Source organism: Clostridiales bacterium (genome assembly GCA_014799665.1).
GTDB lineage: Bacteria > Bacillota > Clostridia > Christensenellales > Pumilibacteraceae > Anaerocaecibacter.
Map to the genome: position 1 here is coordinate 256,054 of JAAVHP010000004.1, position 17,249 is coordinate 273,302.

The following is a 17,249-nucleotide window of genomic DNA, read 5'->3' on the forward strand; positions in this document are numbered from 1 at the left end:
AAAAAGTGAAGACAGTTTACACGCCTCAAGATGGTTTAAATTACGAATTTCAGTTAAGATGGAATCAGGCATTTTTTCCTTCTAGTAATTTAGGCTTTAAGGATGCAAAAGAATTTCCTCATAAACCATATGACCTTTTCGATAAGTATCATAAATTTGAAGATAATATGAATAGCACTTGGCACCCTAAGGTCAATATGGGAGCTGCAGTGGCAGGAGATGGACTTTTAACAGATCATGGAGAATCCCATGTAAAATCTGTAATTATACACGCTAAAGAAATATCTAATGTTTCACTTCTAAACGGCTATGAGATATTCCTTTTATTGGCTGCTATACATTTCCATGATATAGGTAATATGTCAGGTCGTGACCAACACGAAAAAAAGATTGCTGATATTATGGAAAAAATGGGCGATGCACTTCCGTTGGATACTGCAGAAAAGGGATTGGTTTCTGAAATTGCTACAGCTCATGGTGGATATGTTTCTGAAGATCAAAGCAATAAAGACACAATTAGAAATATTTCGTCTGACGACCATTATGGGGGAGTTGTCATAAGGCCGAAATCTTTGGCTGCAATTCTTCGATTTGCGGATGAAGTTTCCGATGATCTATACCGATCCAATCCGAACGGAGTACATGAGCGAAGTGATAACAGCATTTTTCATGCATTTTCGAGCAGTTTAGAACCCATTAGTATAATTGGGGAAACAATATCTTTTCATTTTCGTATTCCATATGATTTAACACAAAAAACCTTTGAAAAAGGTTCAGAGAAATTTTATTTATATGATGAAATAATTGATCGCATGACAAAATGCATGAGAGAGCTTGAATATTGCAAGAAATATGCTAATGGACTTATTAAAATCACTACCATTGATGTTAAGATTGATTTTTTAGACAAAAATTCTCAGTTTCAAACTATCAAAAATGCTGGCGACTCGTTCAGATTAACTATTCATGGTTATCCTAATCCCAAAACGTCGAAATTAACTGACTACTTGGATGCTGGCGATGAAATTATCAATAAAAATAAAGCATTGAAATACGTGAGCGGAGAATCATTGGCTCGCGCAATTAGAACGGAGGTTAAAGATGATTGATAATCCTTTTGCAATTGTCTCACCTGAAGAGCTCACCGCCCAACAGGCTGACCAATTGTTTGTTGAGATGCATTCTGACTATCCAGAAATAACTCGTCAAGGAAATACTCTAGTAACTGGGGCGCGAGGATGTGGGAAAAGCATGCTTATTCGTTGTTCCCTTCCTGATTTTTTGATGGTAAGAAGAAAAATTAAGTTTTCACAATTACCATATTTGGCTCTCAACGTTTCCATAAAAAAAACGGCTATAGACATACAAGAATTGCATAAGCTTGATAATCAACACATTCCATTCCTAATAAATGAGCATTTCCTTACTTTACATGTGGTTATGCATTCTCTTTTGTGCCTGACAAAAGTTACTTTTGAAACAGAAAAGTATTCTCAAAGTAGCTACAAATACTTCTTTGAAAATGTTTATGTAAAATACTTGAAAGCAGCTGGGTGCAAAGATATTCCTGAAGTTGATTATACAACCCCTAATTCTTTTTTTATGGCACTTTTTGACCACATGAACTTAATGTCATATAATTTTATGCCATATTTAAACAGACTTTATAGTAATAAAGGGGCAGATCTTACATATTCTTTACCATTGTTGTCTTTTTCTCGATTTATCGTCCCTGTTTATAAAGCGTTAATAGAGCTTCCGGGATTTCCTAACAATAAACCTATTTTGATTTTTATTGATGATGCTGATAATTTAAGTGAAATACAAACCAGAATATTAAATTCTTGGTTAGCAAGCCGAACACAGCCAACAATTAGTTTAAAAGTATTCTCTCAGATAGGATTGTATAAATCTTATTTAACAAGTTCAGGAGTCCTAGTAGAGTCACCACATGATTATCAAGAAGTAAATATTTCTTCAATATACACAACTAAATTTCGTAATCCTGAATATTACAATAAAGTTTTGCAAATACTTATACGTAGATTACAATTAAGTGGTTACGCAGAACAAATTGAATTAAACAACAAGGAAGCAATTGAGCTAACACTGAAAAATTTCTTTCCATCTTATAAAAAACAAGAAGAAGGAATAAAGCAAGAAGAAGAACGTATAAGAGCTGCTTATAAAAAAACAAATGGGCGTGGATATCGAGAAAATGATGATGTGCGCCGGTATGCAATACCAAATTATATACGAGGACTAGGCGGATTGAGCAAATCAAGAAGCACATATCAATATGCCGGATTAGAAAATATAATTCATTTATCTTCTGGAATCATACGTTATTTACTTGATTCTGTCGCGAAAATGTATGATACGGCAGCAAAACGCTCTCCTGATGTTAGTAGTGGAAATAGGGTTGAATTTATTCCTAGTAACATACAAGACGAAGTCATGAGAGCAAAAGCCGATTTCTACTTATTTACTGAATTACGTAAGAATGAAAAGAATGATGATTCTTCTGTAATCTCTACAACTGAAAACCCCATAAGTTTAACAGATAAACTGGCAAATTTAATTAATGCTATGGGGAAAACGTTTCAGGAAATACTTTTATCTGGTAACAACGATGATCCTCTTTCTGGTCGTGCTGAAAGAAAGGTTTTCTCTATCGCACTATCTAATCCCGAGCGGACTAGTCAAGAATTGAAACAGGTTTTTAAACTTGGCGTCCGTTTAGGATTTTTACATGAATCATTTATTGGTAATAAAGAAGGAAATGGAAGAACCTACCTTTACATTCTCAACCGTTGTTTTGCTCCTATATTTACTCTTGATCCTACTGGTTTTCAAGGTTATTTATTTATGACAAATGAAGACCTAACGACTGCAATTCATAAGGGTAATAGGCTACGGAAAATAAACAACACCGATTCTGACCTTGAAAATGGCCTTTATCAATTATCGCTATTCGATTATTGGGAGGAATAAAGAATGATTGGTATTAATAAATTTGCGGCCTCTGAGATAGATAATATTTTCCCTACAAATTGCGCTTTAATCAGTTTTGTAAGCTTTGAGGCGAGATGTTTAAGTTTAATTAATAATGTTTCCGCTGATAAAATAAATCACCTTTATTTGTTTCGCAATGTAAACAGATCTATGGATTCGTTTATTCAGAAAAATATGGCTTTAGTTCAATGTAAAAATATCAAAGTAACTATTAAAGATATTAATCTGAACTCATCTGTAAATATCGCTGACATTATTGCGGAAACAATACAAAATATAAAACATAGAAAACTTGTTATTGATATAACAACATTCACGCATGAGGCTTTATTGATTTTAATTAAAAACTTATATTTACATCAATCATCATTTGACTCTATTCTTTTAATATATAACGGGGCAAAAGAGTATTCTCCATGGCTAAGTAAAGGATGTAAAGAGGTTCGGAATGTTATCGGCTTTCCTGGGATATTCAATCCATCATATAAATATCATCTCATTATTTTAACTGGTTTTGAATATGAACGTGCAACACGTTTGGTGGAATTAATGGAGCCAGATATCTTATCTATGGGAAATGGAGTAGACCCAATAAACAATAATCATTTAGGTGCAATGCAAAATAGTAAAGAACGTTTTGAGAAATGGTTGCAAAACTTGCAAAGTGTTCCCAATGATGCCTTTGAATTTTCTTGCAGTGATATTGAGAAAACTATTGAGAAATTAAAAGAATTTGTAGAAAATGGACAAAATGAAAACCTTATAATGGTACCACTTAACACAAAACTTTCGACATTATCTGTTGCACTTGTTGCGTTGAAAAACAACAAAATACAAGTTGTATATCCAATCCCAGAAGTTTATAATACTAATTACTCTATTCCTAGTGATAATTTTACAGCTATCGATTTGCTTAAATTACCGGAATTCACCGATTAGTAGATATATTATCACGTCTACGTGTCTGTGAATCTATTATCTTAGGTGAGGTGGAATAAAAATCCCATCGACTGTAAATTTAAGTAATGACAAAATTATTGAGTAAATAATATAGGATATTTTCAAATGTACTGAATTTCTTATTTTACGCTATAATACACCCTATCGCTAGGTAGTTTTATATTCGGAATCCATAATTGATGTCCGTTCCAGCCTTTGCGCCCTGTAACCTTGTACATAGTGAAAACTGTAATATCGCTAAACGAATCGCCAAGTTTTCTATCATTCTCAGATAACAATGTCCCCGTTCCTTCGGCAATATCACGACCACGCCGAACAATGAGTTTTGCTTGTGAGAGTGGATTTTCAGCGATAATTGAATTGAGAAATTCGATAAAAGCATTTGCCGACCAATCATTAGATGAATTGTCGATTTGCTCTAATAGATTTATTACAAACTTCAAATTCACAGTATAGCTATCTTCGCCGTCGAACTTTTCTAGAAGCGTATCGATTGTAGCAATATCTTTGTTAGTGGGTGCAAAAGGAAAATAATTTACTCCGCCACAGAACGTAGCAACCGCACGATTATCCAAAACGTTTTTGCGTGTAGGTCGTAGAGTCGGTGGATATGAAATTTTGATATCTTCAAAACCTTTGCGCTTTTGTATTTGCGCGATTAAACTGTTATTCGTTTCATTGATATCCACGAATAGCTTAAACAAGCGCGGCGGCATAAATATGCGCATTAATTGGGCATCTCTATCATAGCCGAACATTCTTGCATGTTGCCACATAGTATCGGCTTGAGGATTTTTCGTAACGCGACAATAGTAGATTGTTTGCAAACACGGAAAAGTAACTCCTCGCCCTAAGCTATTCCCGCCGACAATAATATTGACGCCTTCTTCGTACTGTACATTGTCTTCAAATGATACTTTTGAATTTAGTGTAAGAATTTTGATTGCATCATCATCTTGCACAATCTTTTTAATATATTCGTAAAGAGTCGCAAATGACAGCATATCGTTTTTCGTGCTTTTTAGGTCATCGTAGCACGACTGTAAAGATTCGATAGTGGGTTCTTCATCAATAGATTGCGACAGCTCATTTAGATAGCATCCGATTTTCTCTGCAAACGCTTTATGATCGGCAACGCGCATACTTGGATGAACTAAACAATTGCATACCGTTCCGCCACTTAGCATAACTTGCGCGGACGTCAATAAATGTATTAAAACAGCGCGCAGTAGTCCGTTTTCAGGATATTCGTCATCGGCTAAAATCTCTTTACTTTCTTCATTATCTGTCAACTGTATGATCTTACTGCTTTCATTGAAAATAAGATTGCCACCGATATAGCTTTCGCCCGGTTGGAAGTAGTAAATAAAATACGGTTTCCAACCGCTTTGTTTAGTTTGCAAAAGATTAGCTTGCGGAGTACCTGTTACTTCGAGATAAATGCTGCTTGATGAAGTTTTCTTTATTTCGTCCAACCTTTTATTGATTTGACTTTGTTGTTGTTTGTTAACAAGAGTATTCAAACTTGCCGCGTCAGCCTCATCGTCAATAATGAACAGAGGATTGCCTATACAAAACTGAGTATAAGCAAGATTGTTTTTCCATTGGCGTAAAACCGAGCCGTTCTTTTTCAGTACGATAACAGCAGGTTTTCTAAGTTGATTTTGTTGGAATTTTAAATACTCGGTTTCGTCGCAAACGCAAAAGTCAGGCAAATCACGCACAGCTCGCTTAAGTGTTTGTTGTTGCAGAATTATATTATCCGTTGTTAGCAAAATAAAAATCGGAAAACCTTCATCGGCAGCTGCACACATTAAGCCGAACATATGGCTTGTTTTACCGCTTTGCACATCGCCGACTAACAGGCTGACAACGTGTTCTTTGTATGAAAAGTTTTTTATGTACTGCGGAACAATTTCATCCGTAGTTTTTTGTATTGCGATAGAAAGCGAAATATTCCTCGCCGCAATGCTATTCAAATATGCTTGTAAATAACTCATCGTTTAACTCCAAAGTCCAAATACCATAAGTTTGGTATTGTAGTTTTAGTCATTGAAAAAGCCGTGCGTCCATATTCGCGAAGAACGTCAGGGGTGATTTGTTCACCCACGGCAAGAGCGCCGGCATTTTCCAATCGGCCCTTCAGCCATTTGCCTAAAATACGCAAATCGGCATCGGAGCGGAAATTCTTACTATTTGTACCGCTTGTATAGCATTTAAATTTCCAGCCGTCATCTGTAATAACATCAAAAGTCGTACTGTTAGTAAGCGCTATCGGGTATTCGGGTAAAGATGTAATATTCTTTGGCACGATGATCTCGGCTTCATACCAATGTCGAGGTTTTATAACGCCTGTGCTTTTAGTTTCACGCCCTTTGCCGAAAAAAGCATTTAATCCACTACGTTGTTCCGTTTTAATTGGGATATCAAATACGATATCGGTTCTCGCGGCAAGACAAGCGGTTCGTTCTTCGGGAGTTGCTTTTTGAACAAAGTCCTGTCCTTCTAAAAGGGAGTTATTTATTTTGAATTTGGATATATCCAAATCGGATATAACATCCGTAGCCTTTTCTTTTAAGTCACAAATAAAGCTATTAAGTTGTTGCAGTGTTGACGGTTCGTTTAGAAGTAGCGACGATTCATAAATACCGTTCCTGTTATCAACTATACTACTAAGATTATTTGATCCAATAATGCCCGCAATCGTTTGGTCTTTTTTATGAAAAGCATATAACTTGCCGTGGAATCGAAAAGGAGTAACAAGGCGCACTTCACCAATATTGTTATCGGTCAAAAATCGATTTAGTTGAATAGCTGTTTTATACTCAACAGGCGTAAACAAATCGAAATAATGCATTCCGATTATCAAATTCAGTTTATGTACGTTATTTAACTCTACAGCCTTTTGCAATTCAATAAGGGAGTCGGCGGTAATGTATCCAACTGCGATATCTAATTGCTCTGTTTGTGGCAATAAATTATAAAACGCATCCGCAAACGTTGGAAACGGCGTTTTTATGGGCTGATAGTTTGACAACAGGAAGTTCATTAGTTTTACTCCATTTCATTCGTTACTAAATCCAAGCGCTCTTTTACTGATAGCGTTTTCAAATAGTCGTACTGTGCCTTTAAGTCTATGTGGGTGTAATCGCCCGTAAACAATGGCAAAAGTCTTTTTGCAACAGGTCGCACACCCACGGGCGGAACTGCATTGCCTATTTGTCTACGTACTTCTGTAATGTTACCCATAAACTTGAAATCATCGGGGAACGATTGTAATCTCGCGCGTTCTCTATTCGTCAGGGGACGAGGCTCGGGATAATGATATCCCCAAGTTCCGCCACCGCCTGCGGCAATAATTGTTTTTGCAGGAGCGTTTCTATCTATTCTACGATAGACGTGGGATATCATACCTTTGACATAAAGTGGATTATCTTTCGGAATATCCGTAAAGTTACCGCCTTCCGGTATAAGCTCTAACATTTGTCGCGTTTTATCTTTACAGTTAATAAGCTCATTGTTATAAGGAACATCCAAAGCACCCTCGAGAGCTTGTTCCGCCGTAACGTAAGGTAAAGCCCCATTCGGGCCGTGTGTGGGTTTTGGATGCTTGAAATCAAATCCTGTATCTATGCGTATTCCCACAATCAGCAATCTTTCGCGGAATTGTGGTACACCATATTCGGCAAAATTGTAGAGATGAGGTTTAACAATATAGCCGGGAGCAATATCTTCAAAGTCGTGAATAATAGTTTCTATTGCCTTGTGTTTATTAGCGGTAAGAAGTCCTTTAACATTTTCCGCTACAAATGCTTTTGGTTTCTTAGCATCAACGAATTCTAAAAAATGGCGATATAAGCCACCGCGTTTACCATTTAGTCCGGGTTGCTTCCATATTACAGAAAAGTCTTGACACGGGAAGCCACCCAATACCAAATCGCAATCGGGAATTGTTTTATCCTTGTATGGATTGATTTTTGTGATATCTCCGTAGTGTATAACATCACCCAAGTTTTCTCTAAAAGATGCTACTGCCCATTCCGCAAAATCGTTTGCCCAAATCGTTTGGAATCCTTCCATATGAAATCCCAAGTCTAATCCGCCACAACCTGAGAATATCGATACAATAGTGGGATGCTGCTTGTTTTCTAAATTATCCATACAAAACCTCTATGCAGTTAGGTGATTATTCAATATGCAACTGCATTGTTATTATACTGCATTTGCATAATAAAGTCAATGCGTTTGCACGCCAATAGATAATGCAAATGCGTAGTATAATAAGAATATGGATGTGCTGACTAAAATCCGAACTTTACAAGGCGAGCGTGATTGGACAGATTATAAGCTTGCGCAGGAAGCTGATATTCCGCTTCCGACGCTGTCATCTGTATTTGCTCGAAATACCACGCCGAAGTTAGAAACATTGCAATGTATTTGCAATGCGTTTGGTTTGACTCTTGCGCAGTTCTTTCTCGAAGATGAGAAAATAGAGGTATTAAGCGAAACTGAAAAGGAAATGCTACATTGTTTCCGTAAGCTATCCCCAAAACAACAAAAAGCATTGATTGATGTATTTACCGAATAATAAAAATCCATCGCTGAATTTCTAACAGCGGTGGATTTTTATATTAACTAAAAGCGGGTTTCCCGCTTGTTCTGAGCGAGCGAAGCGAGCGATCGAAAATACCACTTTGTGGCATTTTCCTTATCCTGCTTAGGCATTGAAAAATGCCACCATTTTGGAATATCGTATGCGGTATTCCGTAGTCGTAAAAATAATTAAAATTTTTTCCAAATAGTGACAGTAGTTGTCAACAATATTATGGTATAATGAGTGCATGGATAAATTAGCGTATCATATGAATAAAAAGAAAAAGCCCGCCAAAACAGCAGGCAAGTTTTTGTATTACTATCCGTGCAATTCCAAAGATAAAGCGAACTTTCATATTGGTGACAAAAAGTATATTGAAATAGAAGTTACGGAAAAAGAGTGGGAAGCCTTGCGCGAGTTGGATAGATTTGAGTATAACAATTGGCACAAAGTTTACCGTCACAACGAGCCTTTTCCCGAAGATGAGGAAATACTATCTCCACGCAAACAACAAAAGTGGATAAACAAAGATATCCCATTTTCTACTCTTGCAATTGAACAACTGGATAGAATATGTGCATTAAGCACATTAACGCCGCAAGAGCGGACAGTATATTGCCTTGTTGTGGACGAAGGCATAAAACAGAAAGATATCGCCGAAGAGCTTGGCATAACGCAAGGCGCGGTATCTTCTACTTTCCGTCGGGCAAGACGAAAGCTGGACGCATATGATTTGAGCAAAGACAATGCGCCGGACGATATTGTATGGAAGTTATGGCAAATTTTTATGAGAGATTTTGAACTGCCGGATTTCCTTGACGTAGAGATAGAGTTTGTCATAAGAGGTTTATTTAGTGACTTACTTCCGTTTATAAATTGGTTTTACAGTATCGGCGAACTGTGCCGTTACATACTTCGCTACTATCTCTTTGATGAAGATAAGATCGACGCAGATATTGAGAAATATCTTTCAAATGCGCCATATAACGAACAACGACATTTCAAAGATTATTATGTAGATCAGCTGCCAATTATACAAGGCGTATATGTTCGGTTATGTATGGAAGTAAAACGCCGCGAAGCGAATAGATTAACAGATAGCCATAAAGCCGTTGATGGCATTTATAGCGCCATTGAAAAGATTGCAAAGAGATTAGGCGTTTCCGTAGAAGAATGTTTTACTAAACGACTGTATCCTTATCTTGCCGAGAAACGTAACAGACGGTTAAGAGAATTCTATACGCAATTCAGCGGTAAAAAGTTAGCCAAATATTTTTTTAAGAATTTTTATTTGTGATGTAATATTTTCAGCGTTTTTGTGGCTTATAAGTAGAAGGGGCAAAAACTTAATATTTATTGAACAGATAATGTAAGGTCGGCTTTCGGACAGAGAGCCGATTTTGTTTTTCTTCAAATCTTTAAAGGAGGTGAACAAATATAGGCTTTTACAGTAGACACGACTATTCTTGGCTATTTCCAAGAGACAAGCACGCCACCATTTCTGTGCTCACGTTTAGACAACAGGATTTGTCCGCACAGGACAACTATCTTGTAGAAGCGCAAGCACAGCATTCAGTACATTGGCTGAAATGCAAAACCGGTATATTTCAAATTGAAATTGTCGAAACGATTAAGACGCTAAATGCACAGTTTCATCCACGCGGAAAGAATAAAGTTTTGGAATGCTTGCAATTCGGTGGTAATCGCGAGTTTTGGCAAGATTTTCCCGACGAGGAAGAAATCGAAATATACTTTCGGCACTGCTATGACTTTGCGATAAAGCACATAGGATTTTTGCAAACAGATAAGAACATTATCTGCGCTTTAACCGTTACCGAGCCGAACAGGCGAAATCTTTTCTTGTATTATTTGCCCGTAACGGACAAATGGAGAGTAAAAGCAATGAGTAACCACAAAAGCGAAAACGGAAACAAACTGCAAAGGCGCGATGAGAGTGGAAACCCGATTTATAAAACAAGACGGCATGTGACAGCACCGCTTTTGTGCCATTCCGAGTTTTGGAAACAGCGCGGCGAAGAAATGTCCTACTCCGTTTTGCAAGAGTGCTTTTACCAAGAAATATCCAAGCGTTACGGCGCAAAGCGTGGCGAAAGCACGTCTTTACTTAAATACACTACTCCCGAACAGGCAGAGCGTTTTAAGAGATGCAAAGATGATGAGTACGATATTTTCAAGAATACGAAAGGAATTTGGGTGTAATCTATTGACATATCAGTAAAAGTATGCTATCGTATATATACGATAAATATATTTTATGAGGCGAACTATGGTAACACGCAAAGAGAACACTCCCCAACGAATTGCAAACCGCAAGTATGAGGAGAAGAACAGAGAGAAAAGAAAAGCCACAAGCGGCAATTTTCAAACTATGATACCGCGTGAGCTTTTGGAAAAAATCAACGAGTTTTTGAAAGAATACGGTTATACCAAAGTAGAGCTTATTCAAGCCGGTTATGAGGAACTTCTCGCAAAGCACGACACTAACCTCGCAAAGCTCAAAGACGGTTATGACGACTTTTTCGAGAGCGAGTTGGAACAAATGAAAAAGAAATAAATAAAACGACTTTATTTTAGCCCGACGAAACGAACAGTTGAGTCGGGCTATATTTCAAAAAAAATTTATAAGGAGGTAATACGCTATAAATGATGAGAGAACATAGTAGTTATATGGAGAAAGAACATTATATCCGTTCGGCAAAGAGAACATTGTATGCCGTAGCGCAAACAATGATTCGAGGTGAAATCACAACAAAGAAGTGATTATGTAAAAAAGAAATTAAGTGCATATACAGGTAGCCCGAAGTATTTAGCAAATACGGCTGAGGTTGCAGATGATACAATATTTTGCGATATGCAAACGGGCAAAGTCAAATCGGGAACGATACATTACAGCGACGAGTTTATAGTAAGCTGTGCGGAAAGCCTTGCCTACTATCTGCTTGACAATCCCGATATAGTAAAGCAAATGGAGGATGATTATGGACGCAACTGAAAAAAGAACAGTAATTTATGCTCGGTACTCATGCGAAAAGCAAACCGAGCAAAGCATTGAAGGACAGCTTCGCGTTTGTCGCGAATTTGCCGAACGCAACGGATATATCATAACAAATGAGTATATCGACAGAGCGGTTTCGGGTAAGACGGACAAGCGTGAGCAATTCCAGCAAATGTTAAAAGACAGCGCAAAACAAGAATTTAATTACGTGCTTGTATATAAGCTCGATAGGTTTGCACGAAACCGGTACGATAGCGCAATCAATAAGGCAACGCTTAAAAAGAACGGCGTAAAGGTTTTATCCGCGTGTGAGCAGATAACCGATTCGCCCGAAGGCATTATACTTGAATCTATGATTGAGGGTATGGCGGAGTACTACTCCGCCGAACTTTCGCAAAAGGTTAAGCGCGGTATGCGCGAGAGTTGCCTTAAAGGTAACGCCGCAGGCATTAAGCCGATTTACGGTTATTGTATCGTTGATAAGAAGTATCAGGTTGTGCCGCAAGAAGCCGAGATTATACGAAAGATGTTTAACGACTATGTGAACGGTACGACGATTAAAGAAATTAAAACGTGGCTTGACGAAAGCGGAATCCGCACGCATACGGGACATAGCTTTTCGATCGGGCGTGTTTCCGATATGCTTCGTAATCAAAAGTATATCGGTAAATGCCAATACGCCGGCGAGGTTTACGACAATATCATTATGCCTATCGTGGACGAATTGACATTTAATCGCGCACAAGAATTGCTCGTTGTCAATTCGCATAAGTCAGGACGAGTGCGCGCCAGAGAAAAGTTTATTTTGAGCGGTAAAATAATTTGCTCGCATTGCGGAGCGCTTTATAATGGGGAGAGCGGAACTTGCCGAAACGGCGATATTCATTACTTTTACAAATGCCGTCGTAAAAAGGAAGGCAAAGACAAATGCTGTTCTCATGCCGTTCCCAAACAAGTCTTTGAGGACAGCGTTTATAAAACCGTAATGAAGGCGTTAAAGGATGAAACGTTTTTGCGCCGTGTTGCCGAGCAAGCTGTGGAAATACATAACAAACAAATAGTAGAAAAGCCCGAGCTTAAAATACTCAGGCGTCGGCTCGCCGAAACGGAAGAAATGTTAAACAATATCACAATGGCGATTTGCAAAGGAATTTTTAACGAATATACTCAAACCAAGATGAGCGAGCTAACGCTTCTTAAAACTCAGTTGGTGGCGAGAATATCCGAAGAAGAATCGAACAATATTAAACCGTTGCAAAAAGAAATGCTAATGGATTTCTTCCATAAGAGTGTGCTTGCAATCGAATGTGCGGAAGATCCGACGAATCTCGATAAGCGCAAAAAGCTATTTGATACGCTAATCAAAGAAATAATCTTTGACGGTGAAAAGTATCTTATTGTGCTAAAAACAAGTAATATGCCGAACTATCCGACAACAGATGAGCAAAAAGAAAAGTCCCGAGCCGAATGCGATGAACTTCGCACTCGGTTCGAGACACTTCGTTTTGGTGACCCCAACGGGACTCGAACCCATGATTTCACCGTGAAAGGGTGACGTCTTAACCGCTTGACCATGGGGCCACAGTCGAATGTTAGTTTATCATGTTATACGGTTTTTGTCAAGCGATTTGAGTTAAGTTTTCGGTCGGGATAATTTCTTTACAGCCAAATCGACCAATCTCCGTAATCGAACGTGCCTGCGCCGTGGTGCAAATTACCGTTTTTCTTTAATTCTCTAAACGCATCACGCATTCGTATTATTATTTCAGGACCTATTTCCAATGAGTGATGGGCGGGGAAAATTCGCTCCGCGTTGAGCGATGCAAGCGTTTCGAGTGAGTGCAGATACGCTTCCGGGTCGGTGGAAGGGTAGTAGGCGAACAGTGTATCCTTATATACCAGGTCGCCTGTGAAAAGATACCCGCGCGCTTCTTCCCAAAAACAAATATGCCCCGGTGAGTGTCCCGGCGTATGCATGACGGTTATCACCCTACCGCCAATATCTATTCTTTCGCCCCCGTTAAGCACACGTGTGGGTTTGCCATGGAACATTTCATATTTATTGATATCGAAGCCGTCTGGGATCTCGCAGCGGTCGGTGACCATATCCCGCACCGTTTTTATATTTAAAGGAAACTCACCGCTTAACCAATTCAGTTCCGCCGCGTGAGCGTAGAAGTCGGGGAAATACTTGTGTCCGCCGATATGATCCCAATGTATATGGGTTGCGACCGCTGTCACGGGTTTATCGGTCAGTTTGCGAACTTGATCGAATATATTGCAAATGCCGAGCCCCGTATCTATCAAAAGGCAACGGGCTTTGCCGATCAAAAGATAGCAATGCGTTTCTTCCCAATGCTTATACTCGCTTATTATGTACGTAGTTTCGTCGATTTTGTCTATCGTGAACCAATCTGTTCTGCTCATAAGTTTTTCCTGCCGAGGTTGTTATTTGTATTCTATCACAATATCAAAGCAAAAACAAGCGGTGCGTTTATTAAAGTTTATTAGAAACGTTTTACGAAAACTTAACCAAATTCTAATGAAAAACAAATGTTTATTTGATATAATATTTACAACCAAACGTATAGCGAGGTGAGTTATGAAAAATATTTTCGACGAGGAATTTGACGACGAGCTGCTTCCTGCGGAGATCTCGGAGATGCTGGGTGGCAAGATTTCGGTTGACGAGGTATACCGTCAAGCCAAGAACATGATGTGGTCGGTCGTTCAGCTCAAAGAACTTCAAATGGCGTATTCGTGCGCGCTCAAAGAGATGCGCACCAAGTTCGAGGTGCTCGACGCAGAGTTCAAGCTTAAATACAAGCGCAATCCCATCAACTCGATCACCACGCGGCTCAAACGCACCGAGAGCATTATTTCCAAGCTCGTCAAGTACGGAGTGCCCGTTTCCTTAGATAGCATTGAGGCTAACGTAAACGACGTGGCGGGTATTCGCGTTATCTGTCCGTACATTGACGATATTTACCAGATAGCCGACGCGCTTCTGTCCCAAGCCGATGTTACGCTCATAGAGCGCAAAGACTATATTCAAAACCCCAAGCCCAATGGCTACCGCAGCCTGCATCTTATCGTCAGTATTCCCGTTTTCTTCTCGAACGGGAAAAAGGACATTAAAGTCGAGGTGCAGATCCGCACGATTGCCATGGATTTTTGGGCGAGCCTCGAACACCAAATGAAATACAAGCACAACATTCCCGACCAGGACGCTATTGGCGCGGAGCTTAAAAAGTGCGCGGACGTGATCGCAGAGACCGACAAGCAAATGCTTTCTCTGCGTAACCGCATAGAGTCTGCCGAGGACGCGCAGACCGAAGAAGACATTCTGCTCGAAAAACTGCGGCGGCTTGATATGCCGTTAGGGTAATTTTGTTTTTGGATTTTTGAGGTTTGAGTTTGAACGTAAAATATATCGGTATAAAAAACAATTTCAAAATATATCAGTTTTTTATTAATGCCGCGTTTGCGATTTTTTGCGTTCTATCGGTTATTTTTTCGGTGTTTTGTTATTGCGATTATTATGATGAAAAGATGCTACGGAATGGCATTGAAGTCGAAGCCGAAATTGTAGATATAATGGAAATAGATTTAAGCTCGGCTGATTCGACTTCAATCGAAAGAGGCTGGGAATGTATTTATATGTACGTCGCACCGGATGGCGTAAAATATACCGGTGGGGTCGGTTCGTTCTCGCAAAAAAGATATGCGGTTGAACATCTCGGCGAAAAAGTCAGAATAGTAATAGATCCAACAGACGGATCGAGCACTTACGGTACGTTGGCGGGTATAGCTTATTATTGGCAAAAGTATCATCAAATCGATTTAATACTTGCTTGCGTATTTATAGGATTGCTTTGCATGGCGGCGTATTTGTTCTTTTATAGGGTAGTTTACAGAAATAGATTAGACAAGAAGATATTGGAACACGCAAGCGGAATATTCGCAAGTGATTGCGTTCGAGAGGGTGAAGTAACCAAAGTGCTGAAATGGTTGGTTTGCTACGTTAAGGTTAGGTATCAAGATGAGAGCGGCGTAACGAGAGAGAAGTGGGCTCGGTCTTGGTTCACGCACAAGGAAGCGAAATTCTTACGACAAAAGAAAACGATAAATATCATACCGTACAAAAACACATACGGTATTTTGGAAGAAATGCAGGTAGCGAAATAACAATGAGTGATATATACGGATAAGATTTAAACCCTCATCCGTCAGCCGACGGAGCGGCTGCCACCCCCCCCCATGCCCCCAATTGGGGAAGGCGAATAAGGTAAATGAAAAACCGCTTTCGATTGCGAGAGCGGTTTTATTTGGGAATTAAATTTCTTTAAGCGCTTGCATTGTGGAAGTAAGGGGAAGCTTGTGGGCAGGGAGTTCTGACAGTCTGCCTACGGTGCGGTAGATTTTGTCTTGGGTTTTGCCTGCGGTTATCGCGTCGGTGTAGTAGCGAATATAATCGGTGAAGTCCTCGGTGTCGTTGCCGCGTTCGAGCGAAAAGAGTATATGGAAGAAGGTGTTAAGATAGAAGTCTTCGTTAAGGTTGCGGATAAAGATTTTTGCGACCTCTGAGTACACGCCTTGCTCGAACGTATTTTCTACTTTTACTTTTTCGCCGATATTGATATTGCCGTAGTCCATTGTGCGTATCCAGTCCATAAGGCTCACGAACAGTCCGCCGTAGTTATTGCCCGAGTGTATCTTGCGTATCTTCGTCATGACCTCGCTGTCGGGCGCTACCGCTTTCGACATATTGTCGGCAAGATCGACTATGAACGGTTTGCTCGTTTGCGTTTCCTTGGTGTACGACGACGCGCAAATGAGATATTCGACTATCGCCTCTGAGTAGTCGGTTATGCCGACGGGTATGCCCGTGTTCGCCTTGACGATAGCGGTGAACATTTCGTTTATGCCCATTGTGAGTAAGCTTCTGAGCTGTTCCTGCTGGTTGACTATCATATTGCCCGACACGCGGTCGAACAGTAGGCTGAGCTGGTGGTCGATACCCGAAAGGCTTTCGCGCGTGGAGTCGAGCATTTCTTTCATAAGGCTGTCGAACTGGTTGAGCCGATTGTTTTTGTAAATAAGCTTGTGCTCGATTTCAGACCAGAAGCTGTTTACGAGCGATTTTATTTGAAGCTCGAAGTTGTAGGTTTCGCCCGCGTACAGCACTCTGCCGTCGATACGGTAGATGGTGTAGCCGTTCTTTTGCTTTTCGGGCTGGGGCACGGAAAGTTTGAGCTTGACCGCCTTTTTGCCCTCGGGGCAGAAGTAGCCGTCTCCCATATCCACGCAGAATATTTCGCGTATCTTGTCGTAAAGATATTCTTCGTCCTTAAAGAACCGACATTCGACCTTTACGCCGATAATGTCGTGCATTTCGAAAACTATTCTGTCGGCGGGCGCTTCCAAATATAAATGATTGCGCAAGATCTTTTCTTTTAGGCTCTCGCGTGTTTTTATGCGCGAGGTGACGCCTATCGTCGCGTCGACGTCGCCCAGCTTTTGCAGAAGGTATTCGGTAAGCCGATCTGCGGCATGAGTAAAGCCGACGAGGTTGGCGTCCAGCGTGCTTGCCGCTTTTTCTATGTAGTCGAATATATCGATTTTCATGTTGATCCTTTTTTCGGTGCCCTCGCGAAGCCGAAA

General features: G+C 39.8%; 16 protein-coding genes, 1 tRNA gene and 1 pseudogene. 12 read left to right on the forward strand and 6 right to left on the reverse strand.

Going from position 1 to position 17,249, the window contains the following annotated elements:
• Positions 1-5: 5 nt before the first annotated feature.
• From HDT28_01765 to HDT28_01775, 3 genes are read left to right on the forward strand one after another with little or no spacing between them, the layout of a single operon-like run.
• Positions 6-1,109 carry a hypothetical protein gene (locus HDT28_01765; protein ID MBD5131312.1) on the forward strand — a complete coding sequence of 368 codons (1,104 nt, stop codon included), beginning with the start codon at positions 6-8 and terminating at the stop codon, positions 1,107-1,109.
• A complete protein-coding gene (locus tag HDT28_01770) occupies positions 1,102-2,994 on the forward strand; it encodes a hypothetical protein (protein ID MBD5131313.1) in 1,893 nt (630 codons plus the stop codon). Before HDT28_01765 ends, HDT28_01770 begins: the two co-directional genes overlap by 8 nt.
• Positions 2,995-2,997: 3 nt before the next feature.
• Complete coding sequence (locus HDT28_01775) at positions 2,998-3,954, forward strand: hypothetical protein (GenBank protein ID MBD5131314.1); 957 nt, start codon at positions 2,998-3,000, stop codon at positions 3,952-3,954.
• Between the two features lie 140 nt (positions 3,955-4,094).
• On the opposite strand, the gene HDT28_01780 is transcribed toward HDT28_01775, so the two are convergent.
• Genes HDT28_01780 through HDT28_01790 form a run of 3 tightly spaced genes read right to left on the reverse strand, consistent with a single transcriptional unit; the run spans position 4,095 to position 8,136 of the window.
• Positions 4,095-5,975, reverse strand: a complete 1,881-nt coding sequence (locus tag HDT28_01780) for a restriction endonuclease (GenBank protein ID MBD5131315.1) — start codon at positions 5,973-5,975, stop codon at positions 4,095-4,097.
• On the reverse strand, positions 5,972-7,024 hold the full coding sequence (locus HDT28_01785; GenBank protein MBD5131316.1) for an NgoFVII family restriction endonuclease: 1,053 nt from the start codon (positions 7,022-7,024) through the stop codon (positions 5,972-5,974). The genes HDT28_01780 and HDT28_01785 overlap by 4 nt, the downstream gene beginning before the upstream one ends.
• A 5-nt stretch (positions 7,025-7,029) precedes the next feature.
• Positions 7,030-8,136: a DNA cytosine methyltransferase gene (locus HDT28_01790; protein MBD5131317.1), complete on the reverse strand. Its 1,107-nt coding sequence runs from the start codon at positions 8,134-8,136 to the stop codon at positions 7,030-7,032.
• Between the two features lie 127 nt (positions 8,137-8,263).
• Between HDT28_01790 and HDT28_01795 the strand changes: the two genes are divergently transcribed.
• The 7 genes and pseudogenes from HDT28_01795 (at position 8,264) to HDT28_01825 (ending at position 13,140) form a co-directional block, all read left to right on the forward strand.
• Positions 8,264-8,563: a helix-turn-helix transcriptional regulator gene (locus tag HDT28_01795; protein MBD5131318.1), complete on the forward strand. Its 300-nt coding sequence runs from the start codon at positions 8,264-8,266 to the stop codon at positions 8,561-8,563.
• A gap of 253 nt (positions 8,564-8,816) precedes the next feature.
• A complete protein-coding gene (locus HDT28_01800; GenBank protein MBD5131319.1) occupies positions 8,817-9,866 on the forward strand; it encodes a hypothetical protein in 1,050 nt (349 codons plus the stop codon).
• Between the two features lie 380 nt (positions 9,867-10,246).
• Positions 10,247-10,789 carry a hypothetical protein gene (locus HDT28_01805; protein MBD5131320.1) on the forward strand — a complete coding sequence of 181 codons (543 nt, stop codon included), beginning with the start codon at positions 10,247-10,249 and terminating at the stop codon, positions 10,787-10,789.
• Positions 10,790-10,856: 67 nt separating this feature from the next.
• Positions 10,857-11,144 (forward strand): hypothetical protein, encoded by a 288-nt coding sequence (locus HDT28_01810; GenBank protein ID MBD5131321.1) that lies wholly within the window; start codon positions 10,857-10,859, stop codon positions 11,142-11,144.
• A gap of 297 nt (positions 11,145-11,441) precedes the next feature.
• Positions 11,442-11,582 (forward strand): hypothetical protein, encoded by a 141-nt coding sequence (locus HDT28_01815; protein ID MBD5131322.1) that lies wholly within the window; start codon positions 11,442-11,444, stop codon positions 11,580-11,582.
• Positions 11,563-12,021, forward strand: a pseudogene (locus HDT28_01820) (recombinase family protein). Before HDT28_01815 ends, HDT28_01820 begins: the two are co-directional and overlap by 20 nt.
• A gap of 204 nt (positions 12,022-12,225) precedes the next feature.
• Entirely contained in the window at positions 12,226-13,140 is a 915-nt protein-coding gene (locus HDT28_01825) for a hypothetical protein (GenBank protein ID MBD5131323.1), read from the forward strand.
• Here HDT28_01825 and HDT28_01830 read toward each other — a convergent pair.
• Positions 13,092-13,166: transfer RNA gene (locus HDT28_01830), tRNA-Glu, on the reverse strand. The two genes, HDT28_01825 and HDT28_01830, sit on opposite strands and share 49 nt — an antisense overlap.
• Positions 13,167-13,244: 78 nt before the next feature.
• Complete coding sequence (locus HDT28_01835; GenBank protein ID MBD5131324.1) at positions 13,245-14,012, reverse strand: MBL fold metallo-hydrolase; 768 nt, start codon at positions 14,010-14,012, stop codon at positions 13,245-13,247.
• Positions 14,013-14,187: 175 nt separating this feature from the next.
• Between HDT28_01835 and HDT28_01840 the strand changes: the two genes are divergently transcribed.
• Positions 14,188-14,973 (forward strand): GTP pyrophosphokinase family protein, encoded by a 786-nt coding sequence (locus HDT28_01840; protein MBD5131325.1) that lies wholly within the window; start codon positions 14,188-14,190, stop codon positions 14,971-14,973.
• Positions 14,974-15,137: 164 nt separating this feature from the next.
• A complete protein-coding gene (locus HDT28_01845) occupies positions 15,138-15,773 on the forward strand; it encodes a hypothetical protein (protein MBD5131326.1) in 636 nt (211 codons plus the stop codon).
• A gap of 147 nt (positions 15,774-15,920) precedes the next feature.
• Here the strand turns inward: HDT28_01845 and HDT28_01850 are convergent, their stop codons facing one another.
• Entirely contained in the window at positions 15,921-17,213 is a 1,293-nt protein-coding gene (locus tag HDT28_01850; GenBank protein MBD5131327.1) for a hypothetical protein, read from the reverse strand.
• Between the last annotated feature and the right edge of the window lie 36 nt (positions 17,214-17,249).

Bases quoted from the DNA above. Each gene is read 5' to 3' on its own strand.
- HDT28_01770 (MBD5131313.1), top strand. From the start codon at position 1,102: ATGATTGATAATCCTTTTGCAATTGTCTCACCTGAAGAGCTCACCGCC.
- HDT28_01775 (MBD5131314.1), top strand. From the start codon at position 2,998: ATGATTGGTATTAATAAATTTGCGGCCTCTGAGATAGATAATATTTTC.
- HDT28_01780 (MBD5131315.1), bottom strand. From the start codon at position 5,975: ATGAGTTATTTACAAGCATATTTGAATAGCATTGCGGCGAGGAATATT.
- HDT28_01785 (MBD5131316.1), bottom strand. From the start codon at position 7,024: ATGAACTTCCTGTTGTCAAACTATCAGCCCATAAAAACGCCGTTTCCA.
- HDT28_01790 (MBD5131317.1), bottom strand. From the start codon at position 8,136: ATGGATAATTTAGAAAACAAGCAGCATCCCACTATTGTATCGATATTC.
- HDT28_01795 (MBD5131318.1), top strand. From the start codon at position 8,264: ATGGATGTGCTGACTAAAATCCGAACTTTACAAGGCGAGCGTGATTGG.
- HDT28_01800 (MBD5131319.1), top strand. From the start codon at position 8,817: ATGGATAAATTAGCGTATCATATGAATAAAAAGAAAAAGCCCGCCAAA.
- HDT28_01810 (MBD5131321.1), top strand. From the start codon at position 10,857: ATGGTAACACGCAAAGAGAACACTCCCCAACGAATTGCAAACCGCAAG.
- HDT28_01815 (MBD5131322.1), top strand. From the start codon at position 11,442: ATGCAAACGGGCAAAGTCAAATCGGGAACGATACATTACAGCGACGAG.
- HDT28_01825 (MBD5131323.1), top strand. From the start codon at position 12,226: ATGCTTCGTAATCAAAAGTATATCGGTAAATGCCAATACGCCGGCGAG.
- HDT28_01835 (MBD5131324.1), bottom strand. From the start codon at position 14,012: ATGAGCAGAACAGATTGGTTCACGATAGACAAAATCGACGAAACTACG.
- HDT28_01840 (MBD5131325.1), top strand. From the start codon at position 14,188: ATGAAAAATATTTTCGACGAGGAATTTGACGACGAGCTGCTTCCTGCG.
- HDT28_01845 (MBD5131326.1), top strand. From the start codon at position 15,138: ATGCTACGGAATGGCATTGAAGTCGAAGCCGAAATTGTAGATATAATG.
- HDT28_01850 (MBD5131327.1), bottom strand. From the start codon at position 17,213: ATGAAAATCGATATATTCGACTACATAGAAAAAGCGGCAAGCACGCTG.